Source organism: Pelosinus fermentans JBW45 (assembly GCF_000271665.2).
GTDB classification, from domain to species: domain Bacteria; phylum Bacillota; class Negativicutes; order DSM-13327; family DSM-13327; genus Pelosinus; species Pelosinus baikalensis.
On sequence record NZ_CP010978.1, the window covers coordinates 1,332,927 to 1,357,752 of the forward strand.

At 39.1% G+C, this 24,826-nt stretch carries 24 protein-coding genes; 20 read left to right on the plus strand and 4 right to left on the minus strand.

What is annotated here, in order from left to right:
* The first annotated feature begins 3 nt into the window (after positions 1-3).
* From JBW_RS05475 to JBW_RS05505, 7 genes are all read left to right on the plus strand, one after another.
* The gene (locus tag JBW_RS05475; RefSeq protein ID WP_007955856.1) at positions 4-882 is read left to right on the plus strand and encodes an aminotransferase class IV; all 879 of its coding nucleotides are present in this window, start codon (positions 4-6) and stop codon (positions 880-882) included.
* A gap of 258 nt (positions 883-1,140) precedes the next feature.
* Positions 1,141-1,761 (plus strand): TrkA C-terminal domain-containing protein, encoded by a 621-nt coding sequence (locus JBW_RS05480; RefSeq protein ID WP_007955857.1) that lies wholly within the window; start codon positions 1,141-1,143, stop codon positions 1,759-1,761.
* A 362-nt stretch (positions 1,762-2,123) separates the two neighbouring features.
* Positions 2,124-3,281: an ABC transporter ATP-binding protein gene (locus JBW_RS05485; RefSeq protein ID WP_007955858.1), complete on the plus strand. Its 1,158-nt coding sequence runs from the start codon at positions 2,124-2,126 to the stop codon at positions 3,279-3,281.
* On the plus strand, positions 3,275-3,919 hold the full coding sequence (locus JBW_RS05490; protein WP_007955863.1) for an ABC transporter permease: 645 nt from the start codon (positions 3,275-3,277) through the stop codon (positions 3,917-3,919). Before JBW_RS05485 ends, JBW_RS05490 begins: the two co-directional genes overlap by 7 nt.
* Positions 3,920-3,936: 17 nt before the next feature.
* Positions 3,937-4,833, plus strand: coding sequence for a glycine betaine ABC transporter substrate-binding protein (locus JBW_RS05495; protein ID WP_007955872.1), 897 nt, complete (start codon positions 3,937-3,939; stop codon positions 4,831-4,833).
* 195 nt (positions 4,834-5,028) lie between these two features.
* Positions 5,029-5,880, plus strand: coding sequence for a pyridoxamine kinase (locus JBW_RS05500; protein ID WP_007955875.1), 852 nt, complete (start codon positions 5,029-5,031; stop codon positions 5,878-5,880).
* A gap of 25 nt (positions 5,881-5,905) precedes the next feature.
* Positions 5,906-6,442: an ECF transporter S component gene (locus JBW_RS05505; protein WP_007955876.1), complete on the plus strand. Its 537-nt coding sequence runs from the start codon at positions 5,906-5,908 to the stop codon at positions 6,440-6,442.
* 108 nt (positions 6,443-6,550) lie between these two features.
* Here JBW_RS05505 and JBW_RS05510 read toward each other — a convergent pair whose 3' ends face one another.
* The 3 genes from JBW_RS05510 to JBW_RS05520 all read right to left on the minus strand — a co-directional run bounded on the left by JBW_RS05510 (position 6,551) and on the right by JBW_RS05520 (position 9,618).
* Positions 6,551-7,612 carry an AbrB family transcriptional regulator gene (locus tag JBW_RS05510; RefSeq protein WP_007955879.1) on the minus strand — a complete coding sequence of 354 codons (1,062 nt, stop codon included), beginning with the start codon at positions 7,610-7,612 and terminating at the stop codon, positions 6,551-6,553.
* Positions 7,613-8,060: 448 nt separating this feature from the next.
* A complete protein-coding gene (locus tag JBW_RS05515) occupies positions 8,061-8,831 on the minus strand; it encodes a hypothetical protein (RefSeq protein WP_007955881.1) in 771 nt (256 codons plus the stop codon).
* A 184-nt stretch (positions 8,832-9,015) separates the two neighbouring features.
* Positions 9,016-9,618: a hypothetical protein gene (locus JBW_RS05520; RefSeq protein WP_007955883.1), complete on the minus strand. Its 603-nt coding sequence runs from the start codon at positions 9,616-9,618 to the stop codon at positions 9,016-9,018.
* Positions 9,619-9,824: 206 nt separating this feature from the next.
* On the opposite strand from JBW_RS05520, the gene JBW_RS25215 reads away from it, so the two are divergent.
* Both JBW_RS25215 and JBW_RS05525 read left to right on the plus strand, forming a co-directional pair.
* The gene (locus JBW_RS25215; protein ID WP_007955885.1) at positions 9,825-9,980 is read left to right on the plus strand and encodes a hypothetical protein; all 156 of its coding nucleotides are present in this window, start codon (positions 9,825-9,827) and stop codon (positions 9,978-9,980) included.
* Between the two features lie 333 nt (positions 9,981-10,313).
* Positions 10,314-11,228, plus strand: a complete 915-nt coding sequence (locus tag JBW_RS05525; protein WP_007955887.1) for a TIGR01777 family oxidoreductase — start codon at positions 10,314-10,316, stop codon at positions 11,226-11,228.
* 59 nt (positions 11,229-11,287) lie between these two features.
* Here the strand turns inward: JBW_RS05525 and JBW_RS05530 are convergent, their stop codons facing one another.
* Positions 11,288-11,497 (minus strand): (2Fe-2S)-binding protein, encoded by a 210-nt coding sequence (locus JBW_RS05530; RefSeq protein ID WP_007955889.1) that lies wholly within the window; start codon positions 11,495-11,497, stop codon positions 11,288-11,290.
* A gap of 193 nt (positions 11,498-11,690) precedes the next feature.
* On the opposite strand from JBW_RS05530, the gene JBW_RS05535 reads away from it, so the two are divergent.
* The 11 genes from JBW_RS05535 (at position 11,691) to JBW_RS05585 (ending at position 24,824) form a co-directional block, all read left to right on the plus strand.
* Complete coding sequence (locus tag JBW_RS05535; RefSeq protein WP_007955891.1) at positions 11,691-13,883, plus strand: DNA topoisomerase III; 2,193 nt, start codon at positions 11,691-11,693, stop codon at positions 13,881-13,883.
* A 267-nt stretch (positions 13,884-14,150) separates the two neighbouring features.
* Positions 14,151-15,998, plus strand: coding sequence for a HAMP domain-containing histidine kinase (locus JBW_RS05540; protein ID WP_007955893.1), 1,848 nt, complete (start codon positions 14,151-14,153; stop codon positions 15,996-15,998).
* 10 nt (positions 15,999-16,008) lie between these two features.
* Complete coding sequence (locus JBW_RS05545; RefSeq protein ID WP_007955894.1) at positions 16,009-16,710, plus strand: GNAT family N-acetyltransferase; 702 nt, start codon at positions 16,009-16,011, stop codon at positions 16,708-16,710.
* A gap of 35 nt (positions 16,711-16,745) precedes the next feature.
* Complete coding sequence (locus JBW_RS05550) at positions 16,746-17,462, plus strand: aspartate/glutamate racemase family protein (RefSeq protein WP_007955896.1); 717 nt, start codon at positions 16,746-16,748, stop codon at positions 17,460-17,462.
* Between the two features lie 137 nt (positions 17,463-17,599).
* Positions 17,600-17,914 carry a pyrimidine/purine nucleoside phosphorylase gene (locus JBW_RS05555; protein WP_007955897.1) on the plus strand — a complete coding sequence of 105 codons (315 nt, stop codon included), beginning with the start codon at positions 17,600-17,602 and terminating at the stop codon, positions 17,912-17,914.
* A gap of 97 nt (positions 17,915-18,011) precedes the next feature.
* Positions 18,012-19,253: a GDSL-type esterase/lipase family protein gene (locus JBW_RS05560; protein ID WP_235334226.1), complete on the plus strand. Its 1,242-nt coding sequence runs from the start codon at positions 18,012-18,014 to the stop codon at positions 19,251-19,253.
* 289 nt (positions 19,254-19,542) lie between these two features.
* On the plus strand, positions 19,543-20,217 hold the full coding sequence (locus tag JBW_RS05565; protein WP_007955904.1) for a response regulator transcription factor: 675 nt from the start codon (positions 19,543-19,545) through the stop codon (positions 20,215-20,217).
* A 2-nt stretch (positions 20,218-20,219) separates the two neighbouring features.
* A complete protein-coding gene (locus JBW_RS05570) occupies positions 20,220-21,485 on the plus strand; it encodes a sensor histidine kinase (RefSeq protein WP_007955906.1) in 1,266 nt (421 codons plus the stop codon).
* A gap of 231 nt (positions 21,486-21,716) precedes the next feature.
* Complete coding sequence (locus JBW_RS05575) at positions 21,717-22,994, plus strand: TolC family protein (protein WP_007955908.1); 1,278 nt, start codon at positions 21,717-21,719, stop codon at positions 22,992-22,994.
* Between the two features lie 43 nt (positions 22,995-23,037).
* Positions 23,038-24,126, plus strand: coding sequence for an efflux RND transporter periplasmic adaptor subunit (locus tag JBW_RS05580; RefSeq protein ID WP_007955911.1), 1,089 nt, complete (start codon positions 23,038-23,040; stop codon positions 24,124-24,126).
* Positions 24,127-24,140: 14 nt separating this feature from the next.
* Positions 24,141-24,824 (plus strand): ABC transporter ATP-binding protein, encoded by a 684-nt coding sequence (locus JBW_RS05585; protein WP_007955921.1) that lies wholly within the window; start codon positions 24,141-24,143, stop codon positions 24,822-24,824.
* The last annotated feature ends 2 nt before the right edge of the window (positions 24,825-24,826 follow it).

The window sequence follows — 24,826 nt, forward strand, 5'->3', positions numbered from 1 at the left end:
GATATGCATAATAGCTGGATTTATCTAAATGGCAAGTTAATATTAGGCAATGAGGCCAGTATCTCTCCCTATGATCATGGTTTTTTATATGGTCATGGTTTATTCGAGACTATGAGAGTATATAAGGGGCGAGTATTTTACTTCGCGGAACATGTAAAGCGTTTGCATGCAGGTATGAAAATACTGGAGTGGCCTAGCTGCCCTTCTGCAGATGAATTATCGAAGGCCATTTATCAAACGTTGCAGAAAAATGATTTGCAGGAAGCTACTGTTCGCTTAACCATATCCCGAGGGATGGGGGCTAGTCGCCCAGATCCTGGGACTTGCGGAAGTCCTACGGTGATTGTTTTTGCTGCGCCCATTCAGCCCCTTGACGATGATGCCTATGAACGAGGGTGGAGCTTGGCGACGGTCAATATACGCCGTAATCTTACCTCGCCTTTATGTGCAGTGAAGGCCGCTAACTATCTTGATAATATAGTGGCAAAATCGGAAGCAAAAGATAAGGGAGCTAATGAAGCATTACTGCTAAATACTATGGATCAGGTTGCAGAAGGTACAATGTGTAATCTTTTTTTAGTGGTGGAAGGCAGGTTAATTACACCTGATAAAAAAAGCGGTTTATTACCAGGTATTACTAGAAATATTGTTTTGGAACTTGCTCAGCAGGCTGAAATCACCACTGAAGAACGACAAGTAAGTCCTGAGGAACTACTAGGAGCTTCTGAAATTTTTATTACTAGTTCTTTACTGGAAATCATGGCAGTAACCACGTTGGACGGACGTAAAGTAAATCAAGGGAGAAAGGGTAAGATGACAGCCTTTTTAAGACGGCAGTATCAAAAACATATCCAGGAGTGGCTGTCAATTATAAGCGTGTAGCTGATAAAATTGGTACTGGAGCCCTGTACTTTTTGTGAGGGTTCTTATGAAGAAAATGGATAATTATCGGAAGATGAATAATGGAATATGTTATAATTACATAAGAGCTGCGACTGGTGAGAGCTGATCGGTGATGATGGCTCAAGAAGAAAGTAAAAAGATCTTGATTTCATGAATAGAATAGTATATGATTACAAATTGTTGAGATGTGTAAGTTATTAGCACATAGGGACTTATATGTAAAAGCAGAGGCGAAAAATGAGAATGAAAAGTAATATACCCGTATATGAATCTATTGCTATGGACGTGGCAGAACGGATTGTTAAGGGTGAGTTTGTTGTTGGTGATAAGATATCAGGACGTACATTGCTGGCCAGTCAGTACAATGTCTCTCCTGAAACCATTCGTAAGGCCATGGGGTTACTAGGGCAGGCAAATGTTGTTGCTGTATCTCAAGGAAAAGAAATTCTAGTACAATCCCAAGAGCAGGCTGAGGAATTTATACGGCATCACCTGGCTATGCATTCAGCTTATTCATTAAAACAAGAGCTAGAATTTCTAATGGAAAAGAAAAACGAAATCAATAACCGCTTTGATGAAATTATCGTTCAAATTACGCGTTATACTGATCGGCTGAGAAATTTACAACCTTTTAATCCTGTTGAGGTATATGTTTCAGAAAATGCCAGCGCAGTAGGGCGTTCTGTTGCTCAGCTTGGGCTTTGGCAGCGTACAGGTGCCACTCTTATTGCCATCAGAAGAGGAATGGAAGTAATCATATCTCCAGGAGCAGGTGCACTCCTGCAAGCTGGAGATCGTCTAATCGTGGTTGGTTCCGGCGATATTTTGGAAAAAGTGAATACAGTACTGCAAGAATGAATGTTAAAAATCCCCTTGATAAGCAGCACATATCCTGTGCTATTTATCAAGGGGATTTTTTTACTAGCTAAGTTTTAGGTGAAAAATAAGATTTTATGAACCACAAAGGCACAATGCCGCTGATGCGGCACACAAAGGAGTGCACAAAAAATAAATAAAACCCTTTGTGTCCTTTGCGTCTTTGTGGTTGATTTTTCGATTCGTTATACTAACAACTTCATTAGCATGAAAAAATTGCTAGTGTCTTGCATGGCTAACAATTTTATGGTATAGTGTAAGTTGTTAGTTGGAAAATGCTATGAGAATCTCTTATAGTTTTGAAAATCTTGTACTAGCACAAGATAACGGAAGAGGGGGATTTGATGATACGTTTCGAAAATATATCTAAGACGTATGAACATGGCCGAAAAGTGGTAGATGATATCAATCTACATATTAGAGAAGGTGAAATCCTAGTACTGATCGGTCCTAGTGGTTGTGGAAAAACAACAACGATGAAAATGATTAATCGTTTAGTAGAATCAACTACGGGGAAGATCTTTATAAAAGGTGAGGATATCAGTCAGTTAGATCCTGTTCAGCTGCGGAGAAATATTGGTTATGTGATACAAAATATCGGGTTACTGCCTCATATGACAATTGCTGAGAACGTGGCTCTGGTTCCAAAACTGAAAAAATGGGATAAGAATATGTATTTGAACCGTGTTGCTGACTTGCTCCGCATGGTTAATCTTGATCCTGATATTTATAGTAATCGCTATCCTAATGAATTAAGCGGTGGTCAACAACAGCGAATTGGAGTAATTCGTGCCATGGCTGCTGATCCGCCAATCATATTAATGGATGAACCATTTAGTGCCTTGGACCCTATCAGTCGTGAGCAGCTGCAGGATGAGCTGGTTCGATTACAGGAAGTAATTTCTAAAACAATCATTTTCGTTACGCATGATATTGATGAAGCAATCAAAATTGCCAATCGTATTTGTATTATTAAAGACGGCAAAATTGTGCAAGTAGATACACCTGAGCAGATATTGCGTCATCCAGCGAATGAATTTGTCAAAGAGTTTATTGGCGTAAATCGGCTGCAAAAAGCAGATATATTACCATCTATTCAGGAAATCATGGTAAGGCCCGTTACTGCACGGCCTAGTAAGGGGCTCGCAGAAGCAATTGTGCAAATGAGAAAGCAGAAAGTTGATACTCTGCTTATTGTGGATCCTAATCGAAAATTACTTGGGAAAGTTAGTGTGTGGGATATACACAATAATTTTCAGCAGGAAGAAATTCTGCTGCAGGATGTATTAAATCCTGTTATATATAAGATAAATGTAAGTCAGTCTTTAACAGAAGCATTACAAATTATTAGCAAATATCATATTGCTTATCTTCCTGTAGTTAGTGAAGAAAATGAATTATTAGGAGTGATTACTCGGTCAAGCCTAGTAGATGTTATGGCTGAACGGTTTCAAGAAGCTGAGAGTGGCCCAATAATAGAGGGAGGGGCGATTCTATGTTAATTGATTTACTTGAAATTTTTCAAAATCGATATGAAGATATTTTGATGGCCTCTTGGGAACATCTGCAATTAACATTTATTTCATTGTTTATTGCTAATTTGATTGCTATTCCTCTCGGTATTTTGTTGACACGTCATAGAAAATGGGCGGAACCGATTATTGGCGTGACAGCAGTATTTCAAACGATTCCTAGTTTGGCATTGTTAGGTTTTATGATACCCTTCTTTGGTATTGGTAATGTGCCTGCTATTATTGCTTTGACCATATACGGTTTACTCCCGATTCTTCGCAATACCTATACCGGAATCATAGGTGTAACACCTGCTGCTGTAGAGGCGGGTATTGGTATGGGGATGACATCTATACAAGTATTATTTATGGTGGAGCTACCTATGGCATTATCCGTTATTATGGCAGGAGTTCGAACAGCGACTGTACTTATTGTAGGTGTGGCTACTTTGGCAGCACTGATTGGTGCAGGGGGGCTGGGAGATTTGATTTTCCGTGGCATTGCTATGGCTAATTCACCATTAATTATGGCTGGTGCGTTACCTGCTGCATTTTTAGCAATTGTCTTTGATTTTGCTCTAAAACGCTTGGAGTACAAAGCGCAACCAAAGGGATTAAAGAAATTGTAAAATAGGGAGATGATAGGATGAAAAAGACAGCTATTTTGTTACTTAGTGTTTTAGTGGTAATGGTGTTTACAGGATGTTCTTTATTATCAGGGAAAAATAGTAACACCGTTGTAATTGCTGGAAAGAACTTTACCGAACAAGATATTTTAGTCTACATGATGAAATATGTGATTGAAGATCAAACCAAATTGAAAGTCGAAACGAAAGCTTTTCTTGGAGGAACTAGTGTTGTAGCCCAAGCTATTGAACGCGGGGATATTGACATATATCCTGAATATACAGGTACGGCACTCATTAATCTTCTAGGGGAGCCAATGATTAGTGATCCTCAGGCTGCCTATGATAAGGTAAAGAACATATATAAAGAAAAAAAGCAGATTATTTGGCTTGAGCCTTTCGGTTTTAACAATACCTATACCTTAACCATGCGTACTGATGAAGCAGAGCGTTTGGGGATTCGTACCATTTCTGATTTGGCAGCTAAGGCAGATCGCCTGATGCTTGGATGTACGCAAGAGTTTCTAGAACGAGCAGATGGGCAAAAAGGCTTAGAAGAGAAATATGGATTTAAATTCGCCGCTTCCAGTGGTATGGATCCAGGTTTGACATATGCAGCAGTACGTGATAAAAAGGTTCATGTTATTGACGGATTTTCTACTGATGGACGTATTGTAGCATTCAATTTGAAGGTCTTAGAGGATGATAAAAAGTTCTTCCCTCCATATTATGCGGCCCCTATTATAAGAGAAGATACGTTGAAAAAGCATCCTGAAATTGCCGATGCGCTTAAATTACTGGCAGGAAAATTAAATGAAACAGAGATGGCTAAGCTCAATGCAAAAGTAGATTTGGAAAAACAAGATCCAAAGGCCGTAGCCAAGGAATGGCTGCAATCCAAAGGATTAATTAAATAAATAATAAAAGAAGACTTGACCCCTACTGTGGGCAAGTCTTCTTTTGCTATTTCTAGATGCCATTTGGATAAGGAAAAAGATGTTTCTTGAAATCTGGCAGTACCTTCAAAATTGACGAGTGGCTTTCTTTTGCGATATACTAATTTTCGATGTATTATAAAATATAGGAGATTTATGCTTAAAAGGAGAAAAGTAATGAAAAATTTCGTGCCCAAAGTGGCGGCTGTTCATGATATTTCCTGTTTTGGACGCTGCTCTTTAACAGTCATTATGCCTGTATTATCAACAATGGGAATTCAAGTCTGTCCTCTTCCGACAGCTGTATTAAGTACTCACTTAGGCGGTTTTAAAGACTTAGCATTTTGCGATTTTACAAACCACATGCCGGATTTTTTTCATCATTGGAAAAAAGAAGAAATTGATTTTCATTGTATTTACAGTGGTTTTTTAGCTTCAGAGGAACAAATTGATGTAGTACAGCACTTTATCAATGAATTTTCTTCTAACCATCCCTTGGTAGTTGTAGACCCAGTCATGGGGGATGAGGGGAAGTTATATTCTATTTATACGCGTCACATGCAAGAGCGAATGAAGGATTTAGTTCGAAAAGCAGATATTATTACACCCAATTATACGGAGGCATGTTTTTTACTGGGAGAGAGTTATCAGAATACAATCTATGATACCAAGAAAATGAAGAAATGGCTTGTGGACTTAGGAGGTTTTGGTCCATCCAAGGTGGTAATCACAGGAATTCCTTTTGTGAATGAGAAAATTCTTACCATAGGATATGACAAAAGGCAAAATACCTTCTGGGAAGTCTACAGCGACCACATTCCAGCTAAATATCCTGGAACAGGAGATATCTTTGCAAGTGTGCTGGTAGGGTCTTTGCTGCAGCAGGACTGTCTGTCAGCAGCCATGGAACGGGCAGCCGAATTTGTCAGGATCTCCATTCAAACGACCTTTGCTGCTCAAACTCCCTCCCGGGAGGGTGTATTGGTAGAAAAGGTGCTGCCTTGGCTTTGCCGAGATAGCCAAGAATGAAGAGGAAATATAGGGAGGTTGAGCTATGAATCGCAAGCGTAAATTGGATGTAAGAGATATTGTATTTGTCGGTGTACTCTCCTCTATGTGTACGATTGCCACAACCATTAAAATACCTTTTGGCGTTGGAGCAATGGTGCATTTGGGATCGGCATTTTTATATACAATGGGTATTGTTTTTGGTGGTGTGTATGCAGGATTGGCGGGAGCCATTGGATCAGGTTTTTATGATCTTTTGATGGGCTTTTCTCCTTATACACTATGGTCTTTTGTTATTAAAGGAATTGCAGGTTTGATCGTTGGTGTGGCTGCTAAAGGATTATGGCCTGAGGCCACGGCAAGTTCTTATGGGGCAGGCAGTAAGTTGTTTGTCCGCGCTTTCTTTGCCTGCATTTTAGCTGCTCTTTGGACGTTATGCGGATATATTTTAGCCTGGTGGTATGTTACGGGTAGTTTTGCTACTGCGCTGGGGAATATACCTAGTTCTTTGATGACATCAGGTGCAGGATTAATTGTAGCACTTATTTTAGGACCTAAGTTACGCAAGCTGTTAAGACGTTAATGCTGCAGCGAAATGATGAAAGCTGACGATAGTTATAAAATAAAAACAGCAAGATTAGCCAAGGGATATCGAAAATCAGGCTAATCTTGCTGTTTTTAGCATTTCATATTAGAGGGTAGGCTGCAAGGTCTTGTGAATTGCTTTTTTTCCAAGCCACCACCGCAGCAGGGGAATCCCGAGAAGCAGCATGGATAATAAGCGAAATAATTGGTAGGCAACAACCAGTGAAACATCAGCATGAACCGTCATGGCTGTGAGTCCCATTTCTGTTATGCCACCGGGGGCGGTACTGATAAAAGCGGTTAGAAAAGGGATTCCATAGAGCTTCACCAGCAAATAATCAATCCCTAATGAACCTGCAATGACAAAAATTACTCCTCCAAAGCTATAGGAGACAATGGATTTCCAATTTGTTAATCCATCGAAAGTGATATCGGCTCCCATGCGTATTCCAATGAATATCTGTGCTAATGCTGTGATGTATTGGGGAAGATGAGGAGCGTTATAGCCTTGAATGATAAGGGCAATGGTTCCAATAACAGGTCCCATAAGATAAGGGGTGGGAATTCTGATGACTCTGGCTATGAAGGCCGAAATAATACATACAATTCCAAAGGGCAGAAATTGTTCAAATTGTAAAGAGGCAGTAGATGCAAAAAGCGGCAGAGGGGTAGAATTGTTTGTAAGACCATAAATTGCCAGCATTGGTACAATAAATACAACGGTTAGTACCCTGGTTATTTGCATAAGAGTAACGACAGCAACATCGGCACCATCAATTTCCTCACAAATGACAGCCATTTGGGAAAGACCGCCGGGTATACTGCCAACCAAACCATTTACCATCCCCACACCTGTAAAGCGGCAAGTAAACCATCCTGCCAAAAGGCTCAGCGTCATAGTAGTGAAGGTGGTTAATAGCATACCGGGGAGCTGGTCTAAAATTTGTTGACCTACCTGAAGGGTAAAAGGACTGCCCATAGCATAGCCAAGAAAAATTAGACCTGTATTGCGTATAGATTTTGGCCAATGGATGGGTTTCTTTCTAACTGTCTTCCAAAGTAAGGTGGTCACCAAGGGACCGATGGTCCAAGGAAGAGGAATATGGGCACTAAAAAAGATGATTCCTCCTATACAAGATAAGAAGAAAATTACAATATTATTTTTCATGTTTCGCCTTTCCAATCGATTTCATTGTAAATATCCAGCTGGATATTTACAAAAAAGTAATATAAATATAAAATACCATGAGATAGTTGCGCGGTCAACTATCTCATGGTATTTTATATTTATTTTTTGCTGTATTTTTTCTCAGTGTTCTCTGCGCCTCTGCGGTTCGGTTTACTTTCTATGTTTTGAAGGACGCCTAGCGTTTTTCTTATAAGCATAGAAAGTATAAGTTTTTAGGTGTGGAAAAGGTGAGATATTATGAACCACAAAGGCACAATGCCGCTAACGCGGCACACAAAGGAGTGCACGAAAAAATAAATAAAAACCCTTTGTGTCCTTTGCGTCTTTGTGGTTCGATTTATTTTGCATGTTTTATAGGACGCGCAGCGTTTTTTCTTACAGCGGGAAGAATCGTGCTAATATTGCAAGTCCCAAAAGTACGGCCTAGTTAAATCCCTTGCCAAAGAGTAGCTAAATTGTCAGTATTATATTTTTTTACAGATTTTTCTTTAAGTGCGGCAAGAGTATCTGCACTATATTGAATGGGTTGATTAGACAAAGATCCTGATTCCGTTAATTTCCAGCCGCTTGAAGTTTGGGATAGCGTAAAGGTCATAGCCGCTAAATCCGTATTGCCATGAAGGGTCATTCCATTTACAAGTTCTCGGGTATAGTAACAAGAACCAGTAATAGAAGTAGAATCAGCATCAGAAATATCAACATATAAAAGGGTAAAATGATCATATTTCGTTACCCAATTATCAAACTGTTCTTTTGTAAGCTGCCTGGACACAATATCTATTTCCTGCAATTTTTCTAAGTCTTTTGTATTAAAGGAATCCAACCTTTTTAGTAATAGATGAATGGCTTTACGCTCTTCAGGGGCAATGGATGATGTAATTTTTGCTACGTTAGAGAGTTCTACAATTTTTCCCCATTGGAAGGTACTCATGGTATTTGCCTTCAGCTTTGCGTCAAATTGAATGATGAGCCCGTCTTTCTTAAATTTACGCGGCAAATTGATTGGCTGATATTTTACGCCATCGTCTCCGATTATGCCGTAAAAGCCTTGAATATTAGGGGCGGTTACTTGACCAGTCATATGAAAGGTGGTATTGACCTGAGAGGGATCTGCTGCCACAGCTAAGGCAGTATGAGAAAATACAGTAAGCATCAGAATTGAAAACAAACATAAGCATCTTTTCGTAATTGTATTCATAAAGCACTCCTTGATTTTAAGTTTTATTGATGAATCGGGTACATAGTATTAGGTAAAAAGGCAATGGACCGCAAAAGTCATGAAGAAATAAAGGAATGATTTCACCACAAAGGAGTGCACAAAAAAATATAAATAAAACCCTTTGTGTCCTTTGCGTCTTTGTGGTTCATAATGTTTTATTTTTTTATTCACCTTTAAGTGTAAGAGCATCGGCGGGGACTCTTTTATAAGGCAATTTTCCAATGAGCTCATCCATTGCCTTCCCGACAGAATTGTAAAGGCTTGTGTCAACTCTCATGGGTTCTAAGCCAGAGTTAGAAGCTTTTAGAGACAAATATGTACCGTCCTTGGCAGTATATGCGTAACATTTTATCAAGACTCTGGTATCCAAATAGGTATCATCATTATCAGAATAAAGACCCCAGAAGGAAGGGGTTACAGTCACTGCTTGGGCGTGGACAAGTTCAACACCAATCACGATATCTGCAGAAAGATCTTTTGCCAGCTTTTCCATGGCTGCTTTATCTTTTAGTTTTTTTAGCGTGTCTTTTTGTACTGACCTAGCTGCAGATTCTGCAGGGATGATTTCATAAAAGGGAAATTTGAATTTATTTTTAACCTTTGTTTGTACCAATTCTACGATCTCTTCATCTTGGCAGTTCGCAGTATTGACTAAAGGTAGTACAGCAACATGATATGTGTTATAAGCAAGGGCCGATAAGGGATTTAAAATAATAGAAAGCTGCAGAAAAGCAATTAGAATCAAAAATTTCTTAAAACGAGTCATAATCTCACCTCATATAATTTTCTTTCCTAAATATAGGATATCATAAAGTACAAGCATAAAGAAGACTTAATTCGGATAGAGTGGGCGCTCAGCTTGAATTAAATCTTCTTATGCTTACTATATTTTATCTAGTAACTGAAAACATAATAGGATTACAACGCATATAATACATAACCAGGGGCATTTAAAAAGAGGGAGGAATAGGGATGGAGTGGGTCAATTTAGTAATGGATCATTCTGGTATTACGATTATTTTCTTACTAATATGTTTGCTCTGTTTTAATTTTGGCAGCTTTATCTTTCTACTATTGATTCTAGCGGCACTTTATTTTGGAGGAACATGGCTGTTAGGATGTATATAAGAAAGCACACTGCCCCATTGCAGGTTAAAAACAAGTATTGCTAGTGCAATGGGGTGGTAGGGATAAAATAGTAGAAGGAAGTAACATCAATTTGTCATTGCGAGCATCGCGAAGCAATCTCATGCTTGTTAAGAGATTGCTTCACTCTGTTCGCAATGACAAAAGGACGCGAAATGCTGTTCGTATTGAGGCAGACTAACGTATTATAAAAGATTTTATTTCTGGTAATTAAAGAGGAGAGGGATAATTCTTTTGCGATACATAATGGAGGAGTTTGGCTAGATGAGTAGAAATGAAGGGTGAGAGAAGGATGGCTAAAGGAGTGAGCAGCTGGTGAATCTATTGATAACCGGAGGGACTGGCTTTGTAGGTCGAGCCGTTGTCAAACAATTGGTATCCCGGGGAAATACATTTCAGATTGTCTCTCGTGACAGTAAGAATCACCCAATAGACTCTGTGGTTCAATTGCCTGAGCCAGGAAAACTATTCACTCCTGCTACGATTGCGGGGACCAGCTGTATTATTAATCTAGCTGGTGAAAGTATTGCAGGCAGCCGATGGAATTCGGTTGTTTGCCAAGAGATCCAAAATAGCAGAGTGAAAATCACTTCTTGTATTGTTGATAGTATTCTTCAGAATCAAAAACTGGGTCTGCCTTATCCCAAGGTATTAATCAATGCATCAGCGATTGGCTACTATGGTTCTCATCCCAAGCAGCGATTCACAGAAAGTAGTGGAAATGGTCATGGCTTCTTAGCCGATGTATGTCGAGCCTGGGAAGAGGAGGCATTAAAAGCGGAAAGCTTGGGAGTACGTGTCCTACGTTTACGATTTGGTCATGTACTTGGATTGGATGGCGGCATGCTGCCGAAGGTCGCTCTGCCCTTTCGCTTTGGTGTTGGCGGTTATCTTGGAGATGGACAGCAATGGATGTCTTGGATTCATCGTGATGATCTTGTGAACTTGATTCTGCAGGCAGTTGAGTGTGAAGAATGGCAGGGGACCTATAATGCTTGTACTCCCAATGCTGTCACTATGCAGGAATTTATGGAAGTACTGGGAAGAGTGCTGGGCAGTAAAAGCCGTACTCGTATTCCAGCTTTCTTAGCAACGATACTGTTCGGCGATATGGCACAAGAGGTCTTATTAAAGAGCCTGAAGGTGTATCCTAAGCGTTTGTTGCAGCAAGGCTTTACCTTTCATTATCCTTGCCTTTCCGATGCCTTAACACATATCTTTAAAAAATAGAACCATAATAATAATCCTGGCATTTTTCATAAATGTCAGGATTATTATTATTATGGTTCTTATGCTTGGAACTCTAAGAGTTCTTTGATTTTTGGTGTACATCGTTTGCCGCCACAGGGACCAGAGCCAGCACCGCATTCTTTTTGAACTTTCTCTAAGGTATCAGCTCCAGAGGCAATTATCTTTTTTATAGACGCTTTACTAATGGCTTTGCATATACAGACTTTAGTCAATTTGTCTAAAATTTCTTGATTTACATTATCACTCATGACATCACCTCGCTTTCCAGTTGTTGACTTGCCTTGAATGAGGAAGGTATAATTGGGATACATTTTGACTTATAGCGTGTAAAAGATGTAATATAAGCATAGATTGTATAAAAAGGAAATAAACTCCTGCAAGAGAAACTTTGCTGAATCAAAAAGTTTTGCGAGAGCAGTTGTATAGGGAAAGGACTGTATAATGAGTAAAGTATTAGTGTTAGCTGAAAAACCTTCTGTTGGTCGAGATTTAGCCAGAGTATTACGATGTAATCGAAAAGAAAATGGCTATTTTGAGGGAGAAAAACATATTGTTACCTGGGCATTAGGACATTTAGTAACCTTAGCAGATCCAGAAGTGTATGATGATAAGTATAAATCCTGGAAGCTAGAAGATTTACCCATGCTGCCCGCACAATTAAAATTGGTTGTCATTAAGCAAAGCGGCAAACAGTTCAACACGGTAAAAACGCAAATGACGCGCAAAGATGTAAGTGAGATTGTAATTGCCACAGATGCGGGGCGGGAGGGGGAACTTGTTGCCCGCTGGATTATTGAAAAGGCACATATCAATAAACCCATTAAGCGGCTGTGGATTTCTTCCGTTACGGATAAAGCCATTAAGGAAGGCTTTAGCAAACTTAGGCCTGGCAAAGAATATGAAAGTCTCTATGCTTCTGCCGTTGCCCGGGCGGAGGTGGATTGGCTTGTGGGAATTAATGCGACTCGCGCTCTAACATGTAAATACAATGCCCAGCTTTCTTGCGGCAGAGTACAAACGCCAACGTTAGCTATTATTGCAGCCAGAGAAGAGGAAATTAAAACCTTTAAACCAAAAGAATATTATGGAATTTCTGCAACTGGCAGCAATCATTTAAAACTAATCTGGCAGGATAAGAATACAAAAAATACGCGAACCTTTGACAAAAGCGTTTGTGAAGCACTCTTAAATACAGTTAAAAATAAAAATGCTGAAGTGGTGGAAATCGACAAAGCTTATAAAAAGAAGTTTTCTCCCCAATTATATGATTTAACAGAACTGCAGCGAGATGGTAACCGTTTATTTGGTTTTTCACCAAAAGAAACTACTTCTATTATGCAGAGATTGTATGAGAATTATAAGGTGCTAACCTACCCTCGGACGGATTCAAGATATATTTCTACGGATATTGTCGACACCCTCAAGGACCGAGTCAAAGCATGCAGTGTAGGTCCTTACTCTCAGATAGCCTCTGCCATTTTGAAAAAGCCCATTAAAGGGAATTCCTCTTTTGTTGATAATAATAAAGTCTCTGATCATCATGCGATTATCCCGACAGAACAGATGCCAATGCTAAGTTCTATGAGTGATATGGAGAGAAAAATATATGATTTGGTTGTAAAACGATTTTTAGCAGCCTTATATCCGCCATTTGAATATGAGCAAATCACTCTAAAAGCTAAAATAGGCGGCGAAGTCTTTATTGCCACGGGTAAAACGATTATTGCCCCAGGATGGAAGGCAATTTATGAACATGCTGGTGAGGACGATGAGGCAAAAGAAGATGTAGTAGAACAATTATTACCCAAGATCAATCGAGGGGACACGATATCAATTACTAGTGTAATTCTTACCAAGGGAGAGACGAAACCTCCTGCGCCTTTTAATGAAGGCACCTTATTATCCGCTATGGAGAATCCTGTTAAGTACATGAGTAATGAAAGTGAAGCCTTGAAAAAAACCATTGGAGAAACAGGCGGTCTCGGCACGGTAGCTACAAGAGCGGATGTGATTGAGAAATTATTTAATAGCTTCTTAATCGAAAAAAATGGCAAAAATATTTTTATTACTGCCAAAGGAAAACAACTGCTGGCATTGGTTCCTGAAGATTTAAAATCCCCCGCCTTGACTGCTCAATGGGAACAGAAACTAGGCTATATTGCAAAAGGAAGCCTGAATAAAAATATCTTTATTAATGACATGAAAAAATATGCGCAAGTGGTTGTAAGTGAGATCAAAAACAGCCAAGATAAGTTTAGGCATGACAATCTTACTAGAACGAAATGTCCGGAATGTGGAAAGTTCATGTTAGAAGTGAATGGCAAGAAGGGAAAAATGCTTGTTTGCCAGGATCGAGAATGCGGGCATCGTAAAAATCTCTCCATACTAACGAATGCCAGGTGCTCTACTTGTCATAAAAAATTGGAATTACGTGGTGAAGGTGAAGGGCAGATCTTTGTCTGCAGCTGCGGTTTCCGAGAAAAACTCTCCACCTTCAATGAACGAAAAAAGAAGGAAAGCACCAAAAGTTCAAAGGGAGAAGTCGCTAAATATATGAGAGAACAAAGCAAAGGAAGCGATGAACCGTTTAATTCTGCTATAGCAGAAGCCCTGGCAAAATTGCAGCTAAAATAGAATCTGAAATGGAAAAAGGTCAGTAACCTATGAAGGTGCTGGCCTTTTGTCTAGTTATAAAAATTATAATTTAAGGAAAGTTGACACAGAGGACACAGAGGTGCTTAATTTTGGCAGTTCAAAATTTTTATTAGCAATATAAACAAGGAAATTTCAAATTAACGGAGAAGTTTACAAAAAGTTACATGTATTGCTATTCTTATCAAATTTTTTGAAAAAAGATAAAAGAGGCGACAAAATGATTCCTAAGTTTGTTTTGAGGCTACTATGAAAATAAAAAAACAATCCATCGGATTCCAGTTTATATTATGGACATTACTAGCTTGTATCGTACCTTTCGTTGCGGGTGGACTCTATATAGAGAAGGTGATAACGAAGCAGGTACATGAGAATTTCGAATATTATACCTATGAAATATTAAGTAAAATACATAATAAGATCAATGATGGAGCAATAAAACCAGCTTATGAGGCTATATCATTATTAGCGATGGATGACCGAACATATGAAGTATCCTCTATTGTAGGAGATCGCATAATAGAAAGTTCAGATATGATTACACCAAGTATGCATCATTTTTTTGCAAATTATGGAAGTATCTTCCTACGTATGATGGGAGTTGCAATTGGAACTGAGCAAGGAGGATATTTTGAGTATCCAAGTTTTTTTTCAGAACCTGGATATGACCCCCGGGAGCGCATTTGGTACCAAGAAGCGATAAAACATAAAGGGGTAGCATATTTAACTGACCCTTATTATATGCAAACAACGGGAGAACTAGTTATATCCGTTGCACGTACAGTTGAGCGTGACAATAAAGTAGTTGGTGTTGTAGTAGCCGGGTGGAGTGTAGAAGAATTAGAAAAGGAAATAGAAGAGTTTAAGATCGGGGCAAATGGTTATGTGGTTTTACTAAGTCAAAATAACAAAATTATTGTTTGTCCTAAACATAGTGAATGGTTAATGAAAACCCCGCAAGAAATTGATATATCTGCGTTAATGGATTTGAGAGATGATGGGAAGATTCACCACATTACGATTGATGGTAAGAAGCAATTAGCCTCTGTTAATCGATCTCCTATATCAGGTTGGAAAGCCATTGCTATTATTGATGAGAGTGAATTGGAGGAAAAAGTAAGTCGTATAATGACGCCAATTTTTATTACTTGCATTGTGATGCTGCTATTAATTCTAGGTTCGATTTTTTGGATAACCAAAAAATATGTAATAGAGCCAATCAGTGAATTAACCGAGGGTGTTACAGCTCTTAGTAATGGAGATTTGGAATTTAGGGTACCTTTAGGAAGGAAGAATGAATTTGGTATCTTAGCAGTTGCTTTTAATAAGATGGCTGATAAATTGAAGGCAAATTTTAAGAAAATCCAACAACAAAATGAAATGATTTTATGGAATACAATTAGACAACAAGAAATAGAAAAACAGATTGCGAGGCTCGATCGCTTAAATATTATTGGGGAAATGGCAGCAGGTATCGCCCATGAGGTACGCAACCCTATGACTACAGTACGAGGTTTTTTGCAAATGCTTGCCAAGAAAGATAATGATTCTCCTCATTTTGCTTTCTATGGTATCATGATTGAGGAATTAGATCGAGCGAATGGCATTATAACAGAATTTTTATCCCTGGCAAAAAATAAAGCCGTTAATCTCGAATATACAAATCTAAACCAGATTATTGAAGCCATTGTTCCTCTTATTGAGGCAGATGCCAGAATCAGTAATAAGAGTATTGTATTAGAATTAAGTGAGATTCCCGAATTGCTGATTGATGAGAAAGAGATTAGGCAAGTGATCCTTAACATGGTGAGAAATGGATTAGAAGCAATGAATGAAAAAGGAAAAGTAAGAATTAAGACGTACTGCGAAGAGAATGTAGTAGTCATGGCGATTGCTGATCAAGGACCAGGAATAAAAACTGAAATATTAGAGAATATTGGAATCCCCTTTCAGACAACAAAGGAAAGCGGTACCGGTTTAGGTTTACCTGTTTGCTATAGTATTGCAGCAAGACATAATGCAAAAATTACGGTAGAAACTGGTTCTAAAGGGACAGAGTTCTTTATTAAGTTTAAAATAGGACAGAATAATTTATGATAATGAGAGAGTGATAATCATAATAGATGTAGCAGATAACGACCATAGTAAGGAGTATGAAATTAAGTTTTTAAATGAAACTCACTTAGACTCAATACTCCGTTTACAGGATACCGTACTAAGGAGTTTATTAGATTCAGCAATTTACTATGGAGAGCCAATAGATTTTTTTCGCAAGCAATTAATGATTAAAGACGGTTCAATGGGGATTTTTCAGAAGGAGCAAGTAGTAGGCTTCCATATGGCATCATTTCCTAGTTTGCATGAAGCTCAGTTAGGTGTTGATATTGGACTAAATCAAGAGGAGCTGTCAAATTTTGTTCAATTAGGACCAGTTGTCATACATCCAGACCATAGGAAAAAGGGACTTCTAACTAAAGTTGCTAATATGCATTTGAAAGTTCTTGAAGAAATGGGATATAGGCACATTTGTCTTACTATTTCTCCTAATAATTATCCCACAATAAGGACAACTTTGGCTCAGGGGTTTGTGATAAAGCAATTAAAGAAAAAATTTAATAATTTACTTCGTTATATATTTCATTTAGATTTTAAAAATCGCTTTAAGCAGCCTAAATACAGTGTTCGAATACCAAATACAGATATTGAATCCCAGAAGTTTATCTTCAGTCTAGGATTTTACGGTTATAGTGTTTTAAAAAATGATAATGGCTTTGATATTGTTTTTGGTCATGATGAAATCAAAGCATAATCGTACTAGTTCATTTCGTTGAGGAGGGAGCTATTTTGAAAACTTGTGGTATTGTCGGCGGTATGGGACCTGAGGCAACCGCACTGTTTTATATGAAGATCATCAAACAATTCGTACATACCAAAGGATATCCTCCCATTCTTATGTATAGTGTTCCCGAACCTTTTCAAATTGCCGATTGTTTTTTACAACGTAACGAAGAGGGAGACTTGCTAGAACAACTTGTGATTGAAGGCATTAAAACAATACATGATAACGTGGATTTTTGTGTAATTCCTTGTAATACAGCTCATATTTATATAAATGCAATTCGAGAGGTTTCAAAAGTTCCTGTTTTTAGTATTGTGGAAGAAACCTGCAGGCATCTTAAGCTGCATAAAATAAGAAAGGTAGGAATTCTAGCCACTACTGCATCTGTTGATAACCAGCTATATACAAGACCCCTGTACGAGAATAATATAATTCCAATATTGCCTATGACATATCAGCAAAAGACGGTGTCAGAAATTATATATCGTTTGGTAAAAGGAGAAATCTTAGCACCTGACAAAGCCGCATTACTGACGATTATCAGCAGTCTAAAAGAAATGGGTGCCGAATGTGTGATATTAGCTTGTACAGATTTACCTATTTTGCTTTCGCAGGATGATATTGATTTTCCTCTGTTTGATACCTTAGATATATTAGCAGAAGTAGCTAAAAATGCAATAATAGGTGAGTATACAGTTGGTAATACCCTAAGTACAGCTTAAAGAATATATAATTAGACTAGCTCTTAGAATTTCTAGCTTTTGCATTTGGTAATGAGTATGATACAATGAAAAAAAGTAAAAAATATGGATCGCCTAATGCTGTATAATGAAGATGGGAAAGGCAAGGGGGAATACGTGTGGATCAATTTAAAAATGTTACGATTGTAAAAAAGGCAAATGTATATTTTGAGGGGAAGGTAACAAGCCGAACAGTTCTTTTTGCTGATGGAACTAGAAAGACCTTGGGAATTATGCTGCCAGGCGAATATGAGTTTGGTACTGACGCTGCTGAAGTCATGGAGATTTTGGCAGGAGAACTAGAAGTATTGTTACCAGGTGAAAGTACCTGGAATGTATATACAGGCGGAGATCGCTTCCAAGTTCCGGCCAATTCACGTTTTTCATTAAAAGTAAAAATCGTTGCGGATTATTGTTGTTCCTATGAAGAATAATTCACGATAAGAATGTAGTAGATACATACTGTTGTCACAAGCGTATGCTTGTGGCAACCTTTATTTTGTATATAAGAGAGGAGAAAGTTCTTTGAGAGTGTTAAGGATCCTATTTTTAAGTATTGCGCTGTTTCTGGTAACGGTAAATGGCTATGCCCAAAACGATAAAATACAGCTTGTATGGCATAATGCTGAGGATGCAGTTATGTATGAATTGGAGGTCGCCAATTGTCCCATTAAGAATAATAAGAAAGCTTCTGCCAAGCAGATTGTTTATAGTACAACTAAGATTTCTACTCCTGGTATTGAATTGAATACAGCTTTATTTAAAGGCGAAAAACTAAAAAAACTGTATTATCGTGTTCGTCCTTTAGATTTAGATAAGAATCCTCGTGCTGCTTTTTCAAATCCTATTGCTTTAAGTAAAGGGGTCCTTAATCCTGATAAGCCAACCATTACATCCAGCTTAAAAAAGAATCACCCCCTGCCGCTATATCCTGTATATTCATGGATACCAGTATTAGGAGCTGATTCTTATGAAGTGGAAATATTGAGTGCCCCGCCAGAGAAACCTAATGGCACGGAAGCATCAAAATATAGAATCCGTTCTTCTATACTACAAGGAGGATTTGGATTTGATTATTATGATACTCATGCCTATGTAGAGCCAGGGACGTTTTACTGGCGAGTACTTGCATTAGATGAGAATAAAAAGCCGATTGGCAAGTATTCTGATGCGAGCCCATTGACCGTGAAAACAGGCAGCCGAAAATGGGCTGTGTTTGGCGACAGTATTACTCATGGGGGTGGGGCCATTTCTAATCCGCCATCGGATGATCGTTTTGAATATGTCTCGTACTTGCCTTTTCCTGTGAAGAATTTAGGCAGAAGCGGAGATACCAGTGAGGCGATGGTGGAGCGTTTTGAACATGACGTACTTCCCTTTAAGCCTCAATATCTGTTTATTTTGGGCGGAACGAATAGTATTCGTGGTGGTGTATCTGGAGAAGAAGTCATTGAATCCTTAGAATCACTAAAGGAAAAATGTGAGGAAAATGGAATCACGCCGATTTTCTTGACTCTTCCCCCCGTAAATCCTGAGAGAATACAACGGGTTTTTGATCAGTCAACTGCTGATAGCTGGCAGGTGGAATTAGAAAAAGTAAATGAGTTTATTCGAAATCAACCCTATGCGATTGAAATTTATTCTTTGCTGGCAGATGAGGATGGAATACTGCCAGTAAAATATGCTCAGGATGGATTGCATCCTGACATCTCAGGTAAAAAAATTATGGCTGATTCCATCAAGAGTTTTTTAAAAAATCATCCCGAGCTGTAAAGCCGTACTGAATAATAATATAAAAAACACCGATTGCGAATTTTCGCATCGGTGTTTTTTATAAGTAGAGAACGTATAAGTTTTTAGAGAGACGTTGAACACAGAGAGCACAGAGGACACTGAGGGGGGGATCTATCTTTTCTCAGTGTTCTCTGTGCCCTCTGTGGTTCGGTTATGTTTTATTCCTTAAAAGGGTGAGCAGCGTTTTGTTATTCGACCTGAATGTATACGTTTTCACTTGGATAAGCTATGTGTAATGAATAAAGGCAGGTCGTAAGGGGAGGCACTAGTGAGAATTTTAGTTGTAGAAGATGATCAGATGCTGCGGGAAGTGGTTGTTGCTGTGCTCAAAGAAGAAGAATACTTGGTTCATGAGACAGGAAATGGCGAGGAAGGATTATATTTAGCATCGCAGAATGTCCATGACTTATTAATACTTGATATTATGCTTCCAGAAGTCAGTGGTTTAGAGATTGTAAAAGCACTGCGTTCGAAAAGTATTACCATGCCAATTATGCTATTAACGGCAAAGGACAGCGTACAAGATCGAGTAATCGGATTAAATAGCGGTGCAGACGATTATTTGGTGAAACCTTTTGCCATTCCAGAGTTATTAGCAAGAGTGAAAGCCTTATTAAGACGTACGGGCATGGGAGGGAAAGAGGGAGATCTTTTGTATGGCGACATCTCTGTGAATTCCAAATTAAGAGATGGCTTTGTAGATAAAAATGCCCTGCAGTTAACGAGTAAAGAGTATGAATTACTCGAATACCTGATTTTAAATCAAGGTCATATATTGACAAGAGAACAAATCTTTGATCGGATATGGGGCTTCGAGTCAGAAACCACAATCGGAATTGTGGATTTATATATTCACTATCTTCGCAAGAAATTAACGGCTCAAGGCAGTCAAATCGTAATACAAACGATTCGTGGAGCAGGTTTTATGATGAAGGAGAAGTAAACATGTTGTTCCAGAAAACCTTACGAAGACTGACGTTGGTAAATTCCATAGTATTTTTAGTAATTTTTATTATTTTCGGTGGAACCTTGTATGGATATGTAGCTAGGCAGATTTTTGATGATATTGATGAATCCATGGAACGCAGGGTAAATGCTTTTCGAATTCCTAACATTCGTCCAAGGGATGGGGGACCGCCCCTGATTTTTTTTGAATCCCGCATACTGATTTTGCTGCGTGATATAGAGGGAAAAATTATCAATCTTCATACCTATCCCATTGAAGGATTACCATCCGAAGTTCTGGATTTTCTTGAAACAGCCAGTACCGAAAAATGGCAGACACAGAAAATAGACTATCATGTGTATCGCATTTTATCGACTCCCTATCTTTATACGGATGAGACCATAGTGTTTAAGGATCGTCCTATTAAAGTCAAAGATGTCATAGCCATTAGTATAGTTGATTCTGAGTTAGCCATGCTAAGGCGATTTTTAATTATTATATTCATTGGACAGCTTATTGGTATGACGGCCATTGTGTTAGGCAGTTATTATTTGGCTCGTCGTGCCTTAGTGCCCATTCAAGCGGCATGGGAAAAACAGCAGCAGTTTGTGGCTGATGCTTCTCATGAACTGCGCACTCCCCTTGCTGTTATAAAAAGTAATGCAGAACTCTTATTGCGCCGTCCTGAACATACCATTGAGTTAGAGACCATCCGCATTACCAATGTCATTCGAGAAACCATCCGCATGAGTAAATTGGTTTCCACTCTTTTTACGTTAGCGAGGGCAGATGCAAATCAGATGGAAATTGAAGCAGTGCCTATACTATTAAATGAAATCATTGACAGGGTTGTAGAACAGTTTGAACCCTTAGCTCAGATGCAAGGTGTTTTCTTAGACGTAAAATGCAGTGATACAATCTGGTTGGTAGCAGATCGAGAACGACTGCACCAATTATTCGTCATTTTATTAGATAATGCGATTAAATATACATCTCAAGCAGGGAACATCCAAATTATTTGCCGCAAACACTCTAGTAAGGTCTTAATCCAGGTGAAGGATACAGGATGTGGAATTTTTCCAGCTGATTTGCCTTATATTTTTGAACGTTTTTTTCGAGGTGACAAAGTTCGTTCTCGTAAGAATGGGGGTGCCGGTTTAGGATTAGCCATTGCACAGTGGATTGTTGAAAAGCATGAAGGGAAAATATGGGTGGAAAGCCAGGTGGGTATTGGCACACAAGTCTATGTTACTCTTCCTATTTAAACATTATAATCAGTGAAAAGACACTTGAAAAAGTGTCTTTTTTTATATAGCATCCGAATTTATACGTTTCTATCCTATTCTCTGCGCCTCTGCGGTTAAAAAACGTTTTCTTGTTTCACCATACAGTACTTACCAAGTGGAATCTAAAGAAAATCAAAAAAAGGAACAGTAGAATGAATTCAATAGTCACCGACTACTGATATGAAGCAAATTTAAGGAGGACACATAGAAATGTCAAGAAAGAAAGCCTTCGTGAAACCTGCTGTTTTACTGGCAACTGGCTTGCTGGTTTTCAATACCGCTATACCTTTTACTGCTGCGGCCGAGCTATCGCTGGATGATAGTATTGCTTTGGCATTGCAAAACAATCCGTCGATTAAGATGGCGATTGCTGATAAAGATAAAGCGGTTTGGGGTATAAAGGAAAATGAAGCTGGTAAAATGCCGAATCTATCCTTGTCCAATAGTAATAATCGATCTGGTGCAGAAGAAGCATCTTCTAGTGATAATTTTAGCACCTCTCTTCGTGTAAACTGGCCTCTATATACTGGGGGAAGGACAGAAGGACTGATTGATCAGGCAAAATATAATGCGAATATCGCTACAGTTGGTGTAGCCAAAGTGAAAGAGCAGGTAAAGTTAGATACTACGACTGCTTATTTTAGTGTGTTACAAAATAATAAACTAGTAACAGTAAATCAACAGACGGTTGATAATTTATCAGAGCATTTGAAAAATGTTCAGGCTCAATATCAAGTAGGAACCATCGCCAAATCCGACGTACTGCGTTCAGAGGTAGAATTAGCCAATGCGCAGCAGAATTTGACAAAAGCGAAAAATGCTTATGATGTATCCGTTGCGACTTTTAATAACACTATAGGCTTGCCTTTAGATAGTCAGAATACCATGAAAGATGATCTTGCTTTTGCTCAATATGATATGTCTTTGGATGATAGTATTCAAATGGCAAAAGAAAAGAGACCAGAAATCGTGCAGTCTCAAGATACGATAAATGCAGCAAAAGCAGGCATTAAAGTTGCCGATAGCGGAAAATTACCAACTGTGTCAGCAAGTGGTACACAAGGCTGGAGCGGTTCTAAATTTCCTGGCGACAAGAGTAATTGGACGGTTGGAGTTTCTGCCAGCTGGGATATCTTTGACGGTGGCGTAACCAATGCCAAAATAAAAGAAGCCCAAGCAAATATGGATAAAGTCAACCACAGTGATCAGCAAACTCGTACTGCAGTTGAATTAGAAGTTCGTCAAGCATATTTAAGTATGAAAGAAGCGGAGTCTCGTATTGAAACCTCAAAGGTAGCGGTAGGCAAAGCCAATGAAGATCTTAAAGCTTCTCAAGCTAAATACTATGCTGGTGTAGGTACCAACTTAGATGTTATTGATGCGCAAGTGGCTCTTACACAAGCCGAAACCAACGCTACGCAAGCTGTATATGATTACAATGTAAACAAAGCGAAATTGCAAAAAGCGATTGGAGTAGGCGTGGAATGAGTGCAGCCCTAAAAGCTGTTAATGATAAGCAGGAGGTACGAGTATGCCCTTGGTATGGAAAAAAGTTCTTCAAAATAAAGTATGGATTCTTGGATTGATTTTTGTAGCAGCAATTGGTGGTGCTATTTATATCTATAAAGGAAAAACAACTCCTGTTCAGGTGGGACCAACCGTACAAGTAGAGCGTGGCGATATTTCTTCCATGGTTTCTGCTACGGGCACAATTTCACCGGTTAATCTCGTTGATGTTAGTTCTAAAATCACAGGTTTGATCAAAGAAGTAAAGGTTAAGGAAAATGATATCGTATCAGTGGGACAGGTACTGTTGATGCTGGATGATACGCATCTGCAGGCACTTGTCTCTCAGGCCCAGGCTCGTTTATCCAACGCCACGGGTATCTATGAGCGTACTCAGCGATTAGAAGCGCTTGGAGCGGTAACGACTCAGGCTCTTGATACCAGCCGCAGTGATTACAGTGTAGCCCAAGCAGCCTACGAAGATGCGGTATCTCAATTGAACGATACAGTGATCCGCTCTCCGATCAATGGGCAGGTTATTGGTAAGCCAACTCCGGCTGGTCAAGCGGTAGCACCTGGGGTATCAACACCGATGGTACTACTGACAATCGCTGATATGTCAAAAATGCAGATTGAAACTCAGGTGGATGAATCGGATATTGGAAAAATACAAGTCGGGCAAAAGGTGACATTTACAGTAGATGCATATCCGACAAAGACTTTCAGTGGAGTGGTATCGAATGTTTCACAAAAAGCCACTGTTGTGTCTAATGTAGTGTACTATAAGGTATTAGTCGACGTGGATGCTGCAGAAAACTTGCTGAAACCGACTATGACAGCCAGGGTTTCTATTCATGTGGCAGAAAGTAAAAATACACTTGTTGTGCCAATCGCTGCTGTAAAATCCAATAATAATGGACAATATGTAGTGGTAGTCAAACAAAATGTGTCGCAGAATGTATCTGTTACTACTGGAATAACAGGCGATAGTAAAATTGAGATTGTGAGCGGATTATCTGAGGGCGATGAAATCGTGGCATCTTCGGCTAAAACGCAAACAACAAATTCTACCAAGGGCGGTATGAGGTCTGTCGGTGGTCCTGGTGGCATGTAAAGGAGGGGCTTATCTTGTCAATTCTACTTTCGGAAGTTACTAAAGTTTACCAACTAGGCGGAGAACGGGTGAATGCCCTAGCGGGGATCACCTTAAGCATAAGCCCTGGCGAATTTACTGCAATCATGGGACCATCTGGGTCGGGTAAGTCAACGTTAATGAATATATTAGGATGTCTAGATAGACCGACAACGGGTTCTTATATGCTGGATGGACAAGAAGTAGCAACCCTCAATGATGATCAGCTTGCCATCACCCGAAACAAAAAAATAGGCTTTGTATTCCAAAGCTTTAATCTTCTGCCTAGGATGTCCACATTACAAAACGTGGCTCTGCCCATGGTGTATGCCGGAGTTGAAAAAAAAGAACGATTGGCACGGGCAGAGCAGGTTTTGGCGATGGTCGGACTTGAATCACGGATGAATCATCAGCCTAATGAACTTTCTGGCGGTCAGCGCCAACGTGTTGCCATTGCCAGAGCGCTGGTAAATGACCCTACGATTATTATGGCGGATGAACCAACGGGTAACCTTGATACCAAGTCTGGTGATGAAGTTATGAATATTTTTTCAGAATTAAACTCCCAAGGACGAACCATCATTCTGGTTACCCACGAACCAGACATCGCCGAGTATGCCGGGCGAGTTGTCTATGTTCGCGATGGGTTGATTGAACGGGATGAATGGAAAGTGAGGTGAGT